13 protein-coding genes are annotated in these 16604 nt (G+C 65.3%); 9 read left to right on the top strand and 4 right to left on the bottom strand.

The window, feature by feature from the left end; genetic code table 11:
- Nucleotides 1-30: 30 nt before the first annotated feature.
- The 3 genes from ACEOAC_RS01755 (at nucleotide 31) to ACEOAC_RS01745 (ending at nucleotide 4656) form a co-directional block, all read left to right on the top strand.
- Entirely contained in the window at nucleotides 31-1290 is a 1260-nt protein-coding gene (locus ACEOAC_RS01755; protein WP_006461122.1) for a Zn-dependent hydrolase, read from the top strand.
- Nucleotides 1291-1305: 15 nt separating this feature from the next.
- Nucleotides 1306-2799 carry a M81 family metallopeptidase gene (locus ACEOAC_RS01750; protein WP_413628655.1) on the top strand — a complete coding sequence of 498 codons (1494 nt, stop codon included), beginning with the start codon at nucleotides 1306-1308 and terminating at the stop codon, nucleotides 2797-2799.
- A 261-nt stretch (nucleotides 2800-3060) separates the two neighbouring features.
- Nucleotides 3061-4656: a methyl-accepting chemotaxis protein gene (locus ACEOAC_RS01745; protein WP_241812958.1), complete on the top strand. Its 1596-nt coding sequence runs from the start codon at nucleotides 3061-3063 to the stop codon at nucleotides 4654-4656.
- On the opposite strand, the gene ACEOAC_RS01740 is transcribed toward ACEOAC_RS01745, so the two are convergent.
- The gene (locus ACEOAC_RS01740; RefSeq protein WP_006461118.1) at nucleotides 4620-5510 is read right to left on the bottom strand and encodes a TauD/TfdA dioxygenase family protein; all 891 of its coding nucleotides are present in this window, start codon (nucleotides 5508-5510) and stop codon (nucleotides 4620-4622) included. The two genes, ACEOAC_RS01745 and ACEOAC_RS01740, sit on opposite strands and share 37 nt — an antisense overlap.
- A 155-nt stretch (nucleotides 5511-5665) precedes the next feature.
- Between ACEOAC_RS01740 and ACEOAC_RS01735 the strand changes: the two genes are divergently transcribed.
- On the top strand, nucleotides 5666-6592 hold the full coding sequence (locus ACEOAC_RS01735; RefSeq protein WP_413628654.1) for a cupin-like domain-containing protein: 927 nt from the start codon (nucleotides 5666-5668) through the stop codon (nucleotides 6590-6592).
- 61 nt (nucleotides 6593-6653) lie between these two features.
- On the opposite strand, the gene gatB is transcribed toward ACEOAC_RS01735, so the two are convergent.
- The 3 genes from gatB to gatC form a co-directional block, all read right to left on the bottom strand.
- Nucleotides 6654-8117, bottom strand: coding sequence for an Asp-tRNA(Asn)/Glu-tRNA(Gln) amidotransferase subunit GatB (gene gatB / locus ACEOAC_RS01730; protein ID WP_342222438.1), 1464 nt, complete (start codon nucleotides 8115-8117; stop codon nucleotides 6654-6656).
- A gap of 43 nt (nucleotides 8118-8160) precedes the next feature.
- A complete protein-coding gene (gatA, locus tag ACEOAC_RS01725; protein WP_413628653.1) occupies nucleotides 8161-9627 on the bottom strand; it encodes an Asp-tRNA(Asn)/Glu-tRNA(Gln) amidotransferase subunit GatA in 1467 nt (488 codons plus the stop codon).
- 89 nt (nucleotides 9628-9716) lie between these two features.
- Complete coding sequence (gene gatC / locus ACEOAC_RS01720) at nucleotides 9717-10019, bottom strand: Asp-tRNA(Asn)/Glu-tRNA(Gln) amidotransferase subunit GatC (RefSeq protein ID WP_006465687.1); 303 nt, start codon at nucleotides 10017-10019, stop codon at nucleotides 9717-9719.
- 358 nt (nucleotides 10020-10377) lie between these two features.
- Here gatC and ACEOAC_RS01715 point away from each other — a divergent pair, with 358 nt between their 5' ends.
- The 5 genes from ACEOAC_RS01715 (at nucleotide 10378) to rodA (ending at nucleotide 16517) form a co-directional block, all read left to right on the top strand.
- Nucleotides 10378-11421, top strand: a complete 1044-nt coding sequence (locus ACEOAC_RS01715; RefSeq protein WP_006465688.1) for a rod shape-determining protein — start codon at nucleotides 10378-10380, stop codon at nucleotides 11419-11421.
- 298 nt (nucleotides 11422-11719) lie between these two features.
- Nucleotides 11720-12814, top strand: coding sequence for a rod shape-determining protein MreC (gene mreC, locus ACEOAC_RS01710; protein ID WP_413628652.1), 1095 nt, complete (start codon nucleotides 11720-11722; stop codon nucleotides 12812-12814).
- On the top strand, nucleotides 12811-13320 hold the full coding sequence (gene mreD / locus ACEOAC_RS01705) for a rod shape-determining protein MreD (protein ID WP_077234836.1): 510 nt from the start codon (nucleotides 12811-12813) through the stop codon (nucleotides 13318-13320). Before mreC ends, mreD begins: the two co-directional genes overlap by 4 nt.
- Nucleotides 13321-13339: 19 nt before the next feature.
- A complete protein-coding gene (gene mrdA, locus ACEOAC_RS01700) occupies nucleotides 13340-15313 on the top strand; it encodes a penicillin-binding protein 2 (protein ID WP_006464571.1) in 1974 nt (657 codons plus the stop codon).
- A gap of 94 nt (nucleotides 15314-15407) precedes the next feature.
- A complete protein-coding gene (gene rodA, locus ACEOAC_RS01695; protein ID WP_006464572.1) occupies nucleotides 15408-16517 on the top strand; it encodes a rod shape-determining protein RodA in 1110 nt (369 codons plus the stop codon).
- Nucleotides 16518-16604: the final 87 nt, after the last annotated feature.

Here is a 16604-nt window from a genome sequence, read left to right as displayed (position 1 = left end):
CCTGTGGCAAAACCAAACAAGGAATCGACAATGGACATGAAAACACAAGCCCCCACCCTGCGCGTCGATGGCGCGCGACTGTGGGATTCACTGATGGAGCTGGCCAGGATCGGCGGCACGCAAAAAGGGGGCGTGTGCCGCCTGGCGCTGACCGACCTGGACAAACAGGGCCGCGACCTGGTCACCTCCTGGGCGCGTGCCGAGGGCATGAGCGTGGTGGTGGACCAGATCGGCAACATCTTCATGCGCCGGCCCGGCCGCAACAATGCCCTGCCGCCGGTGATGACCGGTTCGCACATCGATACCCAGCCGACCGGTGGCAAGTTCGACGGCAACTATGGCGTGCTGTCGGGCATCGAGGTGATCCGCACGCTGAACCAGCACGGCATCCAGACCGAGGCGCCCATCGAGGTGGCGGTCTGGACCAACGAGGAAGGCTCGCGCTTCGTGCCGGTGATGATGGGCTCGGGGGTCTTCTGCGGTGCCTTTACGCTGGAGCATGCCTACAACGCCACCGATATCGATGGCAAGAAGGTGCGCGATGAACTGGAGCGCATCGGCTACATTGGCGACCAGGTCTGCGGTGACCATCCCATCGGTGCCTATTACGAGGCCCACATCGAACAGGGGCCGGTGCTGGAAAACGCCGACACCGTCATCGGCGTGGTGCCGGCGGTGCTGGGGCTGTCCTGGTACGACTGCACGGTGACCGGCTTCGAATCGCACGCCGGTCCGACACCGATGGAAATCCGCAAGGATGCGCTGCAGGTGTCCACGTACATCATGCAGGAGGTAGTGGCCATCGCCCATCGCTATCCGCCCTATGGCCGTGGCACGGTGGGCCAGGTGCAGGTGATGCCCAACAGCCGCAACGTGATCCCGGGGCAGGTGAAGTTTTCCATCGACCTGCGCAACGTGAGCGACGAGTCGCTCAACCGCATGCATGAAGACCTGGTGGCCTACCTGGAGGCGATGCGCCAGAAGACCGGGCTGTCCATCGAGCTGGAGCGGGTGTCCTACTTCCCGCCCTGCCCCTTCCACCCGGATTGCGTGGACAATGTGCGCGCCGCCTCTGCGGCGCTGGGCTACAAGACCATGGACGTGGTCTCCGGTGCCGGCCATGACGCCATCTACGCGGCGCGCCTGGCACCGGCCGGGATGATCTTCGTGCCGTGCAAGGACGGCGTGTCCCACAACGAGATCGAGGATGCCCGCCCCGAGCACCTCGAAGCCGGCTGCAACGTGCTGCTGCAGGCCATGCTGGCCAGTGCCGGCGTGGTCAGGGATTAATGCAGGAAAGTGATCATGAAACCGAAAATCGTCATTGCACGCATGAATCACGAGACCAATACCTTCTCGCCGATTCCCACTCCCCTGGACGCCTTCGCCCCGCAATGGGACGAGGCGGCCTACCGTGACCAGAAAGGGGCGCGCACGGCCATGGGCGCCTTCCTCGATATCGCCGAGGGATTGGGCGCGGAGATCGTCACGCCGCTGGCAGCCTGGGCCAATCCCAGCGCCGCCGTGGCGGCCGATGCCTATACCGTGATGTGCGACGGCATCGTGCGGGCCATCGAGGCCGGCTGCGATGCCATCCTGCTGGACCTGCACGGCGCCATGGTGGCGGAGAACGCCGACGATGGCGAAGGCGTGCTGCTGGAACGCATCCGCCGTATCGCCCCGCATACGCCGCTGGGGGTGGCACTGGACCTGCACGGCAATGTCACGCCCAGGATGGTGGCCAATGCCGACGTGATCGTCAGCTTCAAGACCTATCCGCACGTCGATATGTACGAGACCGGCGAGCATGCCGGTCGCCTGCTGGTGGCCCTGCTGCAGGAGAAATCCCGCCCGCGCCTGGGCTGGCGCCAGGTGCCGGTGCTGTCGGCCACGCTGACCAGCAATACCTCGGCCTCGGCCATGCAGCGCGCGGTGGAGGCGGCCAAGCAGGCCGAGCAGCGGCCGGGCGTGCTGGCGGTCTCGGTGCTGGCGGGCTTCCCCCTGTCGGACTTCCACGATGCCGGCATGTCGGTGGTGGTGGTGGCCGAGAACGATGCTGCGCTGGCCGATAGCGTGGCCGACGAGATCGGCCGCCAGATCTGGGCCGAGCGCGATGACTTCGTCTATGACAGCCTGCCGCTGGCGCAATCGCTGGCGCAGGCCCGGCAGCTCGCCGAAGCAGCCGGCAGCGGTCCCGTGCTGTTGCTGGACCATAGCGACAACGTCATGTCCGGTGGCACCTGCAACACCATGGACGTACTGGAAGCGGCGCTGGCGGCCGGCCTGGACGGCATTGCCGTCGGCCCCATCAGCGACCCCGAGGCGGTGGCGCAACTGGTTGCCGCCGGGGTCGGCGCGCAACTCACGCTGGCGGTGGGCAACAAGGTGGCGCTGAGTGCCCAGGGCATCACCAAGGTTCCGCCGGTCTATACCGGCAAGGTGCTGGCCATCAGCGATGGCCGCTTTACCGTCACCGGACCGATCTATACCGGCTCGACGCTGCAGATGGGACGCAGCGTGCTCCTCGATATCGGTGCGGCGCGCATCGTCGTCACCGAGGAACGGGTGGAGCCCTACGACCTGGGCGTATTCACCAGCCTGGGACTGGACCCGGCACAACAGGCCTTCCTGATCCTGAAGTCGCGCATGTATTGCCGCCCGGTATTCGTGCCGATCAGCCGCGCGCTGGTGGAATGCGATTCCGACAGCGGCGGGCCGACCAGTGCCAATTTCAGGCTGTTCCCCATCAAGAAGATACGGCGTCCCATCTATCCGCTGGACGCGCGGATGGACTGGTAGCCCTCTCATCACCCCTCTGAGCATGCAGGCAGCCAGGCAGGCTGCCTGCCATGCTGCAATGGCATCTCGCAACAGTCCCCCAAAAGTACATGGTGCAATCGTCGCCCCCCGTGGTAGGCTGACCTGCTCTGCCCCTGGATCCTGATGACCGGGTGCGCAGACAGGGAAATCGTTTATATCTTTATTGCATCTCCGCAGCGGCGCTCACGACGACAACTATTCACCAACGCCAGCCCGTTGCGGCAACCTTGGGAGGACGACATGAAGAACCTCAAGATCGGCGTGCGCCTGAGCATCGGTTTCATTTCCTTGCTGATGCTGATGGCATTGATGGTGGGGCTGGGGGTATGGCGCCTGGGCAGCATCGGCGACGCCTCCGATGACATGACCCGCGTGGCCCTGGCCAAGGAGCGCGACTCCGTGCAATGGCATGCCGCCATCAAGGAAAACGGGGTGCGCACCCTGGCGGTGATGAAATCCGACGACGATGCCTTCCAGGCTTACTTCCAGAAACAGATCGATGCCCAGTCGGCCCAGATCAGCCAGCTGCAGAAGCGGGTCGAGGCGGCCATCGTGGACCCCGAGGAAAAACGGCTGTTCGACGAGGTCGGCCGGTTGCGGGCCGCCTATCGCGCCACGCGACAGAAGATCTTCGACATCAAGACCGCCGGTGATGATGCCGGGGCGCGCGTGATGACCGATACCACGCTCATCAAGATGATGGATGACTACGCCGACGGCGTGCTGCGCTATGCCGAATTCCAGAAGAAGGCCATCGACGCGGCGGCCGCGGAGATCCATCACAACTACCGCGCCGGACGCAGCATGTTGCTGGTCCTGGGGGGCATCGAGATCGCGCTGGGGGCGCTGCTGGCCTGGGCGCTGACGCTGAGCATCACGCGGCCGCTGACGCAGGCCATCGCGGTGGCCGAGACGGTGGCCGCGGGTGACCTCACTTCACGCATCGATAGCAGCAGCCGCGACGAGACCGGCAAGCTGCTCTCCGCCCTCAAGCGCATGAATGGCAATCTGCGCGACATCGTGGCGCGCGTGCGCAGCGGGACCGACACCATCACCACCGCCTCGACCCAGATCGCCACCGGCAACCTCGACCTGTCGGCGCGTACCGAGCAGCAGGCCGGCTCGCTGGAAGAAACCGCCTCGGCCATGGAACAGCTGACCTCCACCGTCAAGCAGAATGCCGACAATGCGCGCCAGGCCAACGCGCTGGCCGCGCAGGCCTCACAGGTCGCCAGCCGGGGTGGTGCGGTGGTGGATCAGGTGGTGCAGACCATGGGGGCGATCCATGCCTCCTCGCAAAAGATTGCCGACATCATCGGCGTGATCGACGGCATCGCTTTCCAGACCAATATCCTGGCGCTCAATGCGGCGGTGGAAGCGGCCCGGGCCGGTGAACAGGGGCGCGGCTTTGCGGTGGTGGCCTCGGAGGTACGTTCGCTGGCGCAGCGCGCGGCAGCGGCGGCCAAGGAAATCAAGGTACTCATCGACGAGTCGGTGCAGAAGGTCGACGATGGCAGCCGCTTGGTGGAACAGGCCGGCGGCACCATGCAGGAAGTGGTGCAGAGCGTGGTGCGGGTGAGCGAGATCGTGCGCGAGATCACCCTGGCCAGCCAGGAGCAGAGCGACGGCATCGAACAGGTGAACCTGGCCATCACCCATATCGACGAGGCCACGCAGCAGAACGCGGCGCTGGTGGAAGAGGCCGCCGCCGCGGCGCGCTCCATGCAGGACCAGGCGAGCGCGCTGACGCAGGCGGTCAGCGTGTTCCGCCTGGACGCGACGGCACTGGTGGTGATCGATCAGCGCGGGACGTTGCCCTCGACCGTGGTGCGATAGAGCGTGCGACGCAGGTGCTGCGGGGTGATGGCGGCGTAGTGCTGGGTGCTGCGGTTGTCCCAGAACACCAGGTCATGCGCCTGCCAGTGGTGGGTGTAGACGTTGGCCGGGCGGGTGATGTGGGCGTGCAGTTCCTTCAGGAGGGCATCGCTTTCGTCACGCGGGATGCCGACGATGTGCGAGGTGAAGCCTTCACTGACGAAGAGGATCTTGCGCCCGCTCTCGGGGTGGGTGATCACCACCGGATGCTCAACCGGCGGCACTTCGTCGATCTGCTGTTGCGTCAGCGGTGCGCGCCACGGCGAAAGCTTGCGCAGGCGCTCGTAGCGATAGACGTAGGAGTGCACGGCGCGCTTGCCGTCGAGCAGGGTCTTTAGTGCGGCCGGCAGGCTGTCCCAGGCGGCGGCGGTGTTGGCGTAGAGCGTGTCGCCCTGCTCGGCCGGCAGCTCCTGCGAATGCAGCAGGGCGCCCAGGCTGGGACGGGGCATATAGGAAAGGTCGGAGTGCCAGTCGGCACCGGCATCCACCAGGCCGATGGGCTTGCCGTCCTCGACCACGTTGGAGACGATCAGGATTTCCGGATGGCCGGCCAGGTGGAAGCGGTTCAGTACGTGCACCTGCAGCGGGCCGAAGCGGCGGCTGAAGTCGATGTGCTGCTGCGGCGTGATGCGCTGGTCGCGGAATACCACCACCCCATGTTGCACCAGGGCGCTGCGGATGCGCGCCAGTTCCGGGGCGGAGACCGGCAGGTTCAGGTCGAGACCGAGGATTTCCGCGCCCAGCGGGGCGTCGAAAGGGCGAATCTCGAATTGCTGTTGGGTCTGCTGCGTGCGTTCCGGTGTGGCGACCGACATGGGGGCTCCTCTTGCGCTCTGGCCTGACGATCCCGGACGCGACTGCCCGGGCAGGAAAGCCCTTATTACACCCCCGGGGCATAGACCCAGCAAGGAAGAAGAATTCATATCCTTATGCGCCGAGCGAGATACGGCATGCCGCTACAATAGCCCGGATGACACAGCGCCCGCCTTTTCCTTCACATTCCCCTGAATCTGCCCCGTCAAAAACGCGCAGACTGCCGCCGCGCGCCGACCTCACCGGGCTGAGCGTCGAGGAAGTGGCGGCGCGCAAGCAGGCGCGTGACCAGCGCGATGCGCAGATACGCGGCGTGGCCTCGGTAGCCGGGATGCGCCAGGCCATTCGCGAGGCCAGTGCCGTGCTGCCGGCGGTGCAGGCGATCCCGCGCATCGGCCCGCAGAAGACGGCGGCTTTCCGCGAGCGCGCCCGCGCCGGCCTGCCCTTCATCATGACTGGCATGGCCAGCCGCTGGCCGCTGGCGGCGATGGACATGGAGGGGCTGCGCCAGCATTTCGGGGCCTTGCCGGTACGGGCCAGGGTGGGGGACTACATCAACACCGCCTTCGCGCCGGACCGGGCCATGCAGGACATGACGCTGGTGGACTACCTGGAGCAGGCGTTGCGCGATGAGAGCGGACTTCCACCCTATCTGGGCAACCTGGAATTGCGTGCATTGAATGCGCTGTGCCACTGGCCCGGCTTCTTCGAGAAGATGGGGCCGCCACGCTTCTGGATCGGCCCGGCCGGCTGCATCACGCCGCTGCATTGCGACTATGACGACAATGTCTTTGCGCAGCTGTGGGGTCGCAAGCGGGTCTGGCTGGCACCGCCACATCACGACCGGTATCTGTATCCGAAGGAGGCCAACGCCATCCTGTTCGGCTCGCCCTTCGATCCCGATCATCCGGACCTGGAGCGCTTTCCGCTGGCGCGCCAGGCGGCGCTGGTGTGCTGCGAGGTGCAGCCGGGGGAGATGCTCTATATCCCGGCGGGCTGGTACCACCAGGTCAGCTCACTGACGTTTTCGCTGTCCAGCAATCGCTGGGCGCGGGGGCGGCCGCTGGTGCTGTCGGGCGCATGAAAAAACCCCACGCCTGTTGCCAGGGGTGGGGTTCGTTCATGGGCAGCGCAGTGCGGAAGGATCAGCCTGCCAGCTTCTTGCGCAGCAATTCGGTCAACTGCGCCGGGTTGGCCTTGCCACGGGTGGCCTTCATGGCCTGGCCGATCAGGGCGTTGATGGCCTGCTCCTTGCCGGCGCGGAATTCGGCGACCGACTTTTCGTTGGCGGCCAGCACCTGGTCGACGATGGCTTCCAGCGCGCCGCTGTCGGAAATCTGCTTCAGGCCCTTGGCCTCGATGATGTCGTCGGCCAGGCTGTCCTTGTCGGAGCGGGCTTCCCACATGCCGGCGAAGACTTCCTTGGCGATCTTGTTGGAGATGGTGCCGTCGGCGATGCGCTTCAGCAGCAGCGCCAGTTGCGCGGCCTTGACGGGGGCGTCGGCGATGTCGGTGTCTTCGCGGTTCAGGGTCGAGGCGACGTCGCCCATGAGCCAGTTGGCGGCCGGCTTGGACTGATCCTTCCCGGCGGCGGCGACCACGGCCTCGAAGTAGGAGGCCATGCCCTTGGACTGGGTCAGCACCATGGCATCGTATTCGGGCAGGGCATAGTCGGCCACGAAACGCTCGCGCATGGCGGCAGGCAGCTCCGGCATGGTGGTCTTGACGCGGTCGATCCACTCCTGCGAGATGGCCAGCGGCGGCAGGTCGGGGTCGGGGAAGTAGCGGTAATCCTGCGCGTCTTCCTTGCTGCGCATGGAGCGGGTTTCCTTCTTGTCCGGATCGTAGAGGCGGGTTTCCTGGACCACGGTGCCGCCGTCTTCGATCAGCTCGATCTGGCGACGTACTTCGTAGTTGATGGCCTCTTCCAGGAAGCGGAAGGAGTTCAGGTTCTTGATTTCGCAGCGGGTACCGAATTCCTTCTGGCCGACCGGGCGCACGGAGACGTTGGCGTCACAGCGGAAGGAGCCTTCCTGCATGTTGCCGTCGCAGATGCCCAGCCACACCACCAGCGAGTGCAGGGCCTTGGCGTAGCCGACGGCTTCGGCGGCGCTGCGCATTTCGGGTTCGGTGACGATTTCCAGCAGCGGCGTGCCGGCGCGGTTCAGGTCGATGCCGGTCATGCCCTGGTAGTCCTCGTGCAGGGACTTGCCGGCGTCTTCTTCCAGGTGGGCGCGGGTCAGGTTGATGGTCTTGATCTCGGTCTTACCATCCTTCTCGACGGCAAACGACATGGTGCCACCCTGGACCACGGGGATTTCGAACTGGCTGATCTGGTAGCCCTTGGGCAGGTCAGGGTAGAAGTAGTTCTTGCGCGCGAACACCGAGCGCGGCGCGATGGTGGCGCCGATGGCCAGGCCGAACTGGATGGCGCGTTCCACGGCCCCCTTGTTGAGCACCGGCAGCACGCCGGGCAGAGCCAGGTCCACGGGGCTGGCCTGGGTGTTGGGCTCGGCGCCGAAGCGGGTCGAGCTGCCGCTGAAGATCTTGGATTGGGTCGAAAGCTGCGTGTGCGTTTCCAGACCGATGACGACTTCCCACTGCATGATGTTGTCCTTGCGAATTCTGTTGTTGGTGACGAGGGCCAGGTGATCAGGCCGGTTCGCGCAGGTGCCAGTCGGTGGCCTGCTGGAACTGGTGCGCCACGTTCAAGAGGCGCGCCTCGTCGAAGTAGTTGCCGATGATCTGCAGGCCGACCGGACGCTTGCCGTTCTTTTCGCCCTGACCGAAGCCGCAGGGAATCGACATGCCCGGCAGGCCGGCCAGGCTGGTGGAGAGCGTGAAGATGTCGGCCAGGTAGTTGGCCACCGGGTCGTCGGTCTTGTCGCCGAGGTCCCAGGCGACGGTGGGCGAGACCGGGCCCATGATGACGTCGCACTGGCGGTCCGGGCCGGCCAGGGCGCTCTGGAAGTCCTGGGCGATCAGGCGGCGGATCTTCTGGGCCTGCAGGTAGTACGCGTCGTAGTAGCCATGCGAGAGCACGTAGGAGCCCACCAGGATGCGGCGCTTGACCTCGTCGCCGAAGCCTTCGGCGCGCGACTTCTTGTACATGTCGGCCAGGTCCTTGTAGTCGGCGGCACGGTGGCCGTAGCGCACGCCGTCGAAGCGCGACAGGTTGGACGAGGCCTCGGCCGGGGCGATCACGTAATACACGGGGATCGACAGTTCGGTCTTGGGCAGGGAGATATCGACCAGGGTGGCGCCGAGCTTTTCGAATTCGGCCAGCGCGCCGCGTACGGCCGCTTCCACGTCGGCGGCCAGGCCGGCGCCGAAGAATTCCTTGGGCACGCCGATGCGCAGGCCTTGCAGGCTCTGGTTCAGCGAACGGGTGAAGTCTTCCTTGGGGCGCTGCAGGCTGGTGGAATCACGCTCGTCGAAGCCGGTCATGGCGTTCAACAGCAGGCCGCAATCCTCGGCGGTCTTGGCGATCGGGCCGCCCTGGTCCAGCGAGGAGGCGAAGGCGATCATGCCGTAGCGCGAGACGCTGCCATAGGTCGGCTTGATGCCGGTGACGCCGCACAGCGAGGCCGGCTGGCGAATCGAGCCGCCGGTGTCGGTGGCGGTGGCGGCCGGCGCCAGGCGCGCGGCCACGGCAGCGGCCGAGCCGCCCGAGGAGCCGCCGGGGATAGCGGTCTTGTCCCAGGGGTTCTTCACCGGGCCGTAGAAGGAGTTCTCGTTGCTGGAGCCCATGGCGAACTCGTCACAGTTGAGCTTGCCCAGGGTGACGGTGCCGGCGGCGTTGAACTGTTCCACCACGGTTGCGTCGAAGGGGCTCACGTAGTCCTGCAGCATGCGCGAACCAGCGGTGGTGCGCCAGTTGCGGGTGACGAAGATATCCTTGTGGGCGATCGGGATGCCGGTCAGGGGGCCGGCCTCATTGCCCGCCAGGCGGGCGTCGGCGGCCTGCGCCTGGGCCAGCGTCAGGGCGCGATCCACATGCAGGAAGGCATTGAGGTCACTGGCCTCGATGCGGTCCAGGAACAGGGTCGCCAGTTCGGTGGCGGAAATCTTGCGCGCTTGCAGTTGCGCGGACAGTTCTTTGAGGGTGAGCTTGTGCATGGAATTGGTTACGCTGCGGTCTTGCATGGCCGGCTGGGCCGGGAACGGTCAGGTTCGGTGAGGGCGCTGAGTGCGGTTGTGCGCCGCGCTTATTCGATCACCTTGGGTACCAGGTACAGGCCATCCTGGGTGGCCGGCGCCGGCTGCTGGTAGTCCTCGCGGCGATTGGACTCGGTGACCGCGTCCTCGCGCAGGCGCAGCGCCAGCATCGGCTCGATGGCGGCGATCGGGTGCGACAGCGGCTCTACGCCGGAGGTGTCGATGGCCTTCATCTGCTCCACCAGGGCAAAGATGCCATTGAGCTTTTCCAGCGTTTCACCGGCCTGGGCCTCGGTGAGCTCCAGTCGGGACAGGTTGGCGATGCGTTTGACGTCGGAAAGGGCTAGTGACATGGTCGAAAGGACGCGCCGGGCGCGCCGCATGATGTTGAAATTGGAAGACCCGTAGCCAGTGGGGCCGGGCGCGGTTTTCCGGGCCTCGGCAACGTCGGCGAGTGCGCTTGCGCGGCGACCCGGCCGGGTCATGGCATGTATCGCATGAAAAACGGCAAACCCGCGCCAGATGGCGGTCGGAAGGTCTCGCGATGCGGATATTTTTGGCGGTCCGGCTTGCTGGTTTCTCTGGAATTATAAGGTAGAATGTCGGATTAATGCCTTGCTGGCGCCTGATTTTCGCGTCGCCGCAGCATGAACGGACACCTCCCCCTATCAAAAAGCTAGGCGCCCCATGGCGGGCGCATCAGGACAACTCATGTTTGGATTTCTCCGCAGTTACTTTTCTAACGATCTGGCGATCGACCTGGGTACCGCGAACACGCTGATCTACGCGCGCGGCCATGGCATCGTGCTGGACGAGCCTTCGGTCGTGGCGATCCGCCAGCAAGGCGGCCCCAACGGCAAGAAGACCATCCAGGCAGTCGGCAAGGAAGCAAAGCAGATGCTGGGCAAGGTGCCCGGCAACATCGAGGCGATCCGCCCGATGAAGGACGGCGTGATCGCCGATTTCACCGTCACCGAGCAGATGTTGAAGCAGTTCATCCGCATGGTGCACGACTCCAAGCTGTTCCGCCCCTCCCCCCGCATCATCATCTGCGTGCCCTGCGGTTCGACCCAGGTGGAGCGTCGCGCCATCCGTGAATCGGCGCTGGGCGCCGGTGCATCCCAGGTCTACCTGATCGAGGAACCGATGGCTGCGGCCATCGGCTCGGGCCTGCCGGTCTCCGACGCCACCGGTTCGATGGTGGTGGACATCGGCGGCGGCACCACGGAAGTGGGCATCATCTCGCTGGGCGGCATGGTCTACAAGGGGTCGGTGCGTGTGGGTGGCGACAAGTTCGACGAAGCCATCGTCAACTACATCCGCCGCAACTACGGCATGCTGATCGGCGAACAGACCGCCGAAGCGATCAAGAAGGAAATCGGCTCGGCCTTCCCGGGTTCGGAAGTCAAGGAAATGGAAGTCAAGGGCCGCAACCTGTCCGAAGGTATCCCGCGCTCCTTCACCATCTCCAGCAATGAAATCCTGGAAGCCCTGACCGATCCGCTGAACAACATCGTTTCGGCCGTGAAGAACGCGCTGGAACAGACCCCGCCGGAACTGGGCGCCGACATCGCCGAAAAGGGCATGATGCTCACCGGCGGCGGCGCGCTGCTGCGCGACCTGGATCGCCTGCTGATGGAAGAAACCGGCCTGCCGGTGATCGTCGCCGAAGACCCGCTGACCTGCGTGGTGCGCGGCTCGGGCATGGCGCTGGACCGCATGGACAAGCTGGGTTCGATCTTCTCGGCCGAGTAATCCGGCATGACCCACGGCCGGCCCGGCAGCTTCAGGCCCGGCCGGCAACTGGCAGTATCAGCACGAACCGGCGGCGATGTACCGCCGGATGAGCGGGGAACCGATACGTTCGATATGACGCAGTCCACACCGACTTGTCACGCCTTGCGCACCCCATGTGCGCATCCGGGGCAGGCACGGCTGGCGCTGGGTCGGGTGAACGCCTCGGCTCCCCTTTTTGTTATCGTTTTCGACGCAGGAAGTGAGTTCTCCGCCTGCAGACGGCCGCGCCACGCGGCCCTGCCGGCGGCCTGACGCCATGGAAATCCCACCACTCTTCAAGCAGGGCGCCTCGGCCCGGGTGCGCGTGACCGTCTTCGCATTGCTGTCGGTCGTGATGCTGGTGGTCGACGCCCGCATGCACGTACTGGGTACGCTGCGCCAGGCGCTGGGCACCGCGCTCTATCCGTTCCAGACGGTGGCCATGATCCCGCGCGATGCCATCACCAATTCGAGCGACTATTTTTCCTCGATGGCCTCGCTGCAGCGGGAAAACCACGAGCTGCGCCAGCAACAGATCGTCAATGCCCAGCTGATGCAGCAGGAGCGCCTGCTGGCGGCGGAAAACGCCCAGTTGCGCAAGCTCCTGGACATGCAGCAGAAGGTGCCGGTCAAGTCCATCGTCGGCGAAATCCTGTACGACGCCCGTGACCCGTTTACCCGCAAGATCATCCTCAACCGTGGTTCACAGCAGGGCGTGACGGCGGGCCAGCCGGTGATCGACGAGGTCGGCATCGTGGGCCAGGTGACGCGGGTGTTCCCGTTCACCTCGGAGGTCACGCTGCTGACCGACAAGGACCAGGCCATCCCGGTCCAGGTCCTGCGCAATGGCCTGCGTAGCGTGGCCTACGGCCGTGGCCAGACCGGCGCGCTGGATCTGCGCTTCATGCCGGCCAATGCCGATATCCAGAAGGGCGACGTGCTGGTGACCTCGGGCATCGACGGCGTCTATCCGCCGGGCCTGTCGGTGGCAAGCGTGGCACTGGTGGAGACGCGCTCGGCCGATTCCTTCGCCCGCATCGTCTGCCGCCCCCTGGCCGGTATCGACCGCCATCGCCAGCTGCTGATCCTGCTGGTGGAAAAGAACCTGCCGCCGCGCCCGGAACCGGACGTCATCGACGAAAAATCGGCCAAGCTGTTCAAGCGCCGCCTGCGTGACAGTACCCGCGACAACAGCGCCGACGAGGCCAATGCCACGCCCAAGGACAAGGCGACCGAGGAACGCAAGGGCAGCGCCGATGCCACGGCGCCGGCCAAGCCTGCCGCCCCGGCCGCTGCCGCCACCCCGGCCGCTGCCGCCACCCCTGCCGCGCCCACCGGCGCCAAGCCGGCTGCCAAGGAACCCGCACGATGAACAATCAATACATCCTCCTGCCGGCCAGTCCGCTGTTCATCGCGTTCAGCCTGATCGTGGCCTTCGTGCTCAACCTCATGCCCTGGGGGCAGATGGTGGGCGTGCCCGACTTCGTGGCGCTGGCGCTGGTGTTCTGGAACATCCACCAGCCGCGCAAGGTCGGCATCAGCGTGGCCTTCCTGATGGGCCTGCTGATGGACGTCAACGAAGCCACCCTGCTGGGCGAGAACGCGCTGGCCTATACCCTGCTGTCCTACTTTGCCATCATGATCCACCGCCGGGTGCTGTGGTTCCCGCTGCGCACGCAGGCGCTGCACGTGCTGCCGCTGATGCTGCTGGCACAGGCGGTGCAGCTGGTGATCCAGCTGCTGGTCACCGGCAAGTCGCCGGACTGGTTCTATTTCAGCGAGAGCCTGGTGTCGGCCCTGCTGTGGCCGGTGGTCAGCCTGCTGCTGCTGGCGCCGCAGCGCCGCGCCGTGAATCGCGACGAGAATCGCCCCATCTGAGGGGCCGGGTGCAAGCAGCATGACCGAATTCAAGAATACCGCGCATGAGCTGAGGCTGTTCCGCATGCGCCTGCTGGCGGCCAGCGTGCTGGTGCTGGTCTGCTTCAGCCTGCTGCTGGCGCGTTTCCTGTGGCTGCAGGTGGTGCGCCACGATGCCTACGCCGCCCAGGCCGAGGAAAACCGCATCTCGGTGGTGCCCATCGTGCCCAATCGCGGCCTGATCTTGGACCGCAACGGCGTAGTGCTGGCGCGCAACTATTCGGCCTACACGCTGGAAATCACCCCCTCCAAGATCAAGACCAACATCGATGACCTGATCGACGAGCTGGGCACGATCGTGGAAATCCAGCCGCGCGACCGGCGTCGCTTCCGCCGCCTGCAGGAAGAGTCCAAGAACTTCGAAAGCGTGCCCATCCGCACCCGCCTGACCGACGAGGAAGTGGCCAAGTTCACGGCCCAGCGCTATCGCTTTCCCGGGGTGGAGGTGCAGGCCCGCCTGTTCCGTCAGTATCCGTACGGCAAGACTGCTGCCCACGTGATCGGCTACATCGGCCGCATCAGCCAGCGCGATGCCGAGCGCATCGCCGACTCCGACGATGAAGCCAACTACAACGGCACCGACTACATCGGCAAGGAAGGCCTGGAAAAAAGCTACGAAAGCCAGCTGCACGGCACCACCGGCTACGAGGAAGTGGAAATCTCGGCCAGTGGCCGGGCGGTGCGCTCGCTCTCGCGCACCCCGGCCACGCCCGGCAAGAACCTGATCCTGTCCATCGACATCGAGCTGCAGAAGGTGGTGGAGGAGGCCTTCGGCGACCAGAAGGGGGCGCTGGTGGCGATCAATCCGGCCACCGGCGACATCCTGGCCTATGTCTCGCAGCCCTCCTACGATCCCAACCTGTTCGTGGAAGGCATCGACCAGCAAAGCTGGGACGAGCTCAACAAGTCGCCCGACCGGCCGCTGCTGAACCGCCCGCTGTCGGGGGTCTATTCGCCCGGTTCGACCTACAAGCCATTCATGGCGCTTGCCGCGCTGGAGCTGGGCAAGCGGCGCCCGCAGGACGCCATCCGCGACCCGGGCTATTTCATCCTAGGCAATCACCGTTTCCGCGATGACAAGGAAGGCGGCCACGGCGTGGTCGACATGTATCGCTCGGTGGTGGTCTCCTGCGACACCTACTACTACATGCTGGCCAACGACATGGGGGTCAACGCCATCCATGACTTCATGAAGCCCTTCGGCTTCGGCCAGATCACCGGCATCGACCTGGAACACGAGAAGCGCGGCATCCTGCCCTCCACCGAGTGGAAACGCAACGCCTTCCGCAAACCCGAGCAGAAGCGCTGGATCGCCGGCGATACGGTGTCGCTGGGCATCGGCCAGGGCTACAACAGCTTCACGCCGCTGCAGATGGCCCAGGCCACCGCCATCCTGGCCAACAATGGCGTGGTGATGAAGCCCCACCTGGTCAAGATCATCGAGGATGGCGTGACCCATGAGCGCACCGAGACCGTGCCCAAGGAAAGCTACCGCATCCCGTTGAAGCAGGAAAACATCGACTTCATCAAGCGCGCCATGGTCGGCGTGGTCAAGGAAGGCACCGGCGCGGCCGCCTTCCGTGGCGCCCCCTACGACTCGGGCGGCAAGACCGGTACGGCGCAGGTGGTCAACATCGCCAAGAACCAGAAGTATGATTCGAAGAAGCTCTCCCGCATCTACCACGACAACGGCCTGTACATCGGCTTTGCGCCGGCCGACGCGCCGCGCATCGCGATTGCGGCAGTGGTCGAGAACGGCGGCTGGGGTGCCGGCGTGGCCGCACCGCTGGTGCGCAAGGCCATGGATTACTTCATGCTGGGCAAGCGCCCCAATGAGCCGATCAAGTCGGTCGCACCCGAGGCGGTGAGCCCGGATACTCCGGTCGAGGGTCCGGTCTCCGAGGACAGCGGCGGCAGCAATACGCCCACGGTCCAGCCGGACGTGCAGGAATGAAGCCGGGTCGCCCTGGCACCCTACGCCTGCGCGCGGGTTCCGCCGGCGCGCAAGGTCTGACATCGCAACAACGCAGCAAGCACCAGGAGCCGGCATGAGCCTGCAACGTCCGCCCCTTTGGCAAATCATCAAGCCGCACCTGACGGTGTTCGACGGCGCGCTGTCGCTGATCGTCTTCCTGATCCTGTCGGTAGGCATAGTCACCCTGTATTCGGCAGGGATGAACTTCCCTGGCCGGGTCGAGGACCAGTTGCGCAATATCCTGGTGGCCTTCATCGTCATGTGGGCTGCGGCCAACGTCTCCCCGCAACTGCTGCTGCGGCTGGCGGTGCCGGTCTATACGGTGGGGGTGACGCTGCTGATCGCGGTGGCGCTGTTCGGCATCATCAAGAAGGGTTCACGTCGCTGGCTCAATATCGGCATGGTGGTGCAGCCCTCGGAAATCATGAAGATCGCCATGCCGCTGATGCTGGCCTGGTATTTCCAGAAGCGGGAGGGCATGCTGCGCTGGGATGCCTTCGTAGTGGCGGCGATCCTGCTGCTGATCCCGGGCTTCCTGATCATCCGCCAGCCCGACCTGGGGACTGGCCTGCTGGTGCTGGCGGCCGGCTTCTACGTGATCTTCTTCGCCGGACTGCCGTGGAAGATCCTGCTGGGCCTGTTCGTGGCCGGTGCGGCCAGCCTGCCGGTGGTGTGGTCCTTCATGCACGATTACCAGCGCCAGCGGGTGATGATGCTCATCGACCCGACCTCGGACCCGCTGGGCAAGGGCTTCCACATCATCCAGTCCACCATCGCCATCGGCTCCGGCGGGGTGAGCGGCAAGGGCTGGCTGATGGGGACGCAGACGCACCTGGAATTCATCCCCGAACGGACTACCGACTTCATCTTCTCGGTCTATTCCGAGGAGTTCGGGCTGATCGGCAACATCGTCCTGCTGCTGCTGTACCTGCTGCTGATCGGGCGTGGACTGATGATCACCGCCAATGCCCCGACGCTCTTCACGCGTCTGCTGGGCGGGGCCATCACGATGATCTTCTTCACCTATGCCTTCGTGAACATGGGCATGGTCAGCGGCATCCTGCCGGTGGTGGGGGTGCCGCTACCCTTCATGAGCTATGGCGGTACGGCTCTGGTGACGCTGGGGCTGGGAGCGGGCATCCTCATGAGCATCCAGCGCCATCGCAAGCTGGTCCAGAGCTGAGCGGGCCGCGTGGATGCCCTTGTCCAGGGGACAAGTCCGGCAAGATCCGTGAACTTGCAGCACTGACGAGTTGTCAGCCTCGGTGCA

Origin of the sequence: Herbaspirillum frisingense (assembly GCF_047325095.1) — a bacterium.
In the GTDB taxonomy this organism is placed as follows: domain Bacteria; phylum Pseudomonadota; class Gammaproteobacteria; order Burkholderiales; family Burkholderiaceae_D; genus Herbaspirillum; species Herbaspirillum frisingense.
The sequence above is the reverse complement of the archived record's forward strand: the minus strand, read 5'-3'. Positions and strand labels throughout refer to the sequence as shown.

Coding starts and splice junctions, on each gene's coding strand:
- rodA (WP_006464572.1), top strand. CDS start 15,408: ATGAGCCTGCAACGTCCGCCCCTTTGGCAAATCATCAAGCCGCACCTG.
- gatC (WP_006465687.1), bottom strand. CDS start 10,019: ATGTCACTAGCCCTTTCCGACGTCAAACGCATCGCCAACCTGTCCCGA.
- ACEOAC_RS01740 (WP_006461118.1), bottom strand. CDS start 5,510: ATGTCGGTCGCCACACCGGAACGCACGCAGCAGACCCAACAGCAATTC.
- ACEOAC_RS01715 (WP_006465688.1), top strand. CDS start 10,378: ATGTTTGGATTTCTCCGCAGTTACTTTTCTAACGATCTGGCGATCGAC.
- mrdA (WP_006464571.1), top strand. CDS start 13,340: ATGACCGAATTCAAGAATACCGCGCATGAGCTGAGGCTGTTCCGCATG.
- ACEOAC_RS01745 (WP_241812958.1), top strand. CDS start 3,061: ATGAAGAACCTCAAGATCGGCGTGCGCCTGAGCATCGGTTTCATTTCC.
- ACEOAC_RS01755 (WP_006461122.1), top strand. CDS start 31: ATGGACATGAAAACACAAGCCCCCACCCTGCGCGTCGATGGCGCGCGA.
- ACEOAC_RS01750 (WP_413628655.1), top strand. CDS start 1,306: ATGAAACCGAAAATCGTCATTGCACGCATGAATCACGAGACCAATACC.
- gatA (WP_413628653.1), bottom strand. CDS start 9,627: ATGCACAAGCTCACCCTCAAAGAACTGTCCGCGCAACTGCAAGCGCGC.
- ACEOAC_RS01735 (WP_413628654.1), top strand. CDS start 5,666: ATGACACAGCGCCCGCCTTTTCCTTCACATTCCCCTGAATCTGCCCCG.
- mreC (WP_413628652.1), top strand. CDS start 11,720: ATGGAAATCCCACCACTCTTCAAGCAGGGCGCCTCGGCCCGGGTGCGC.
- mreD (WP_077234836.1), top strand. CDS start 12,811: ATGAACAATCAATACATCCTCCTGCCGGCCAGTCCGCTGTTCATCGCG.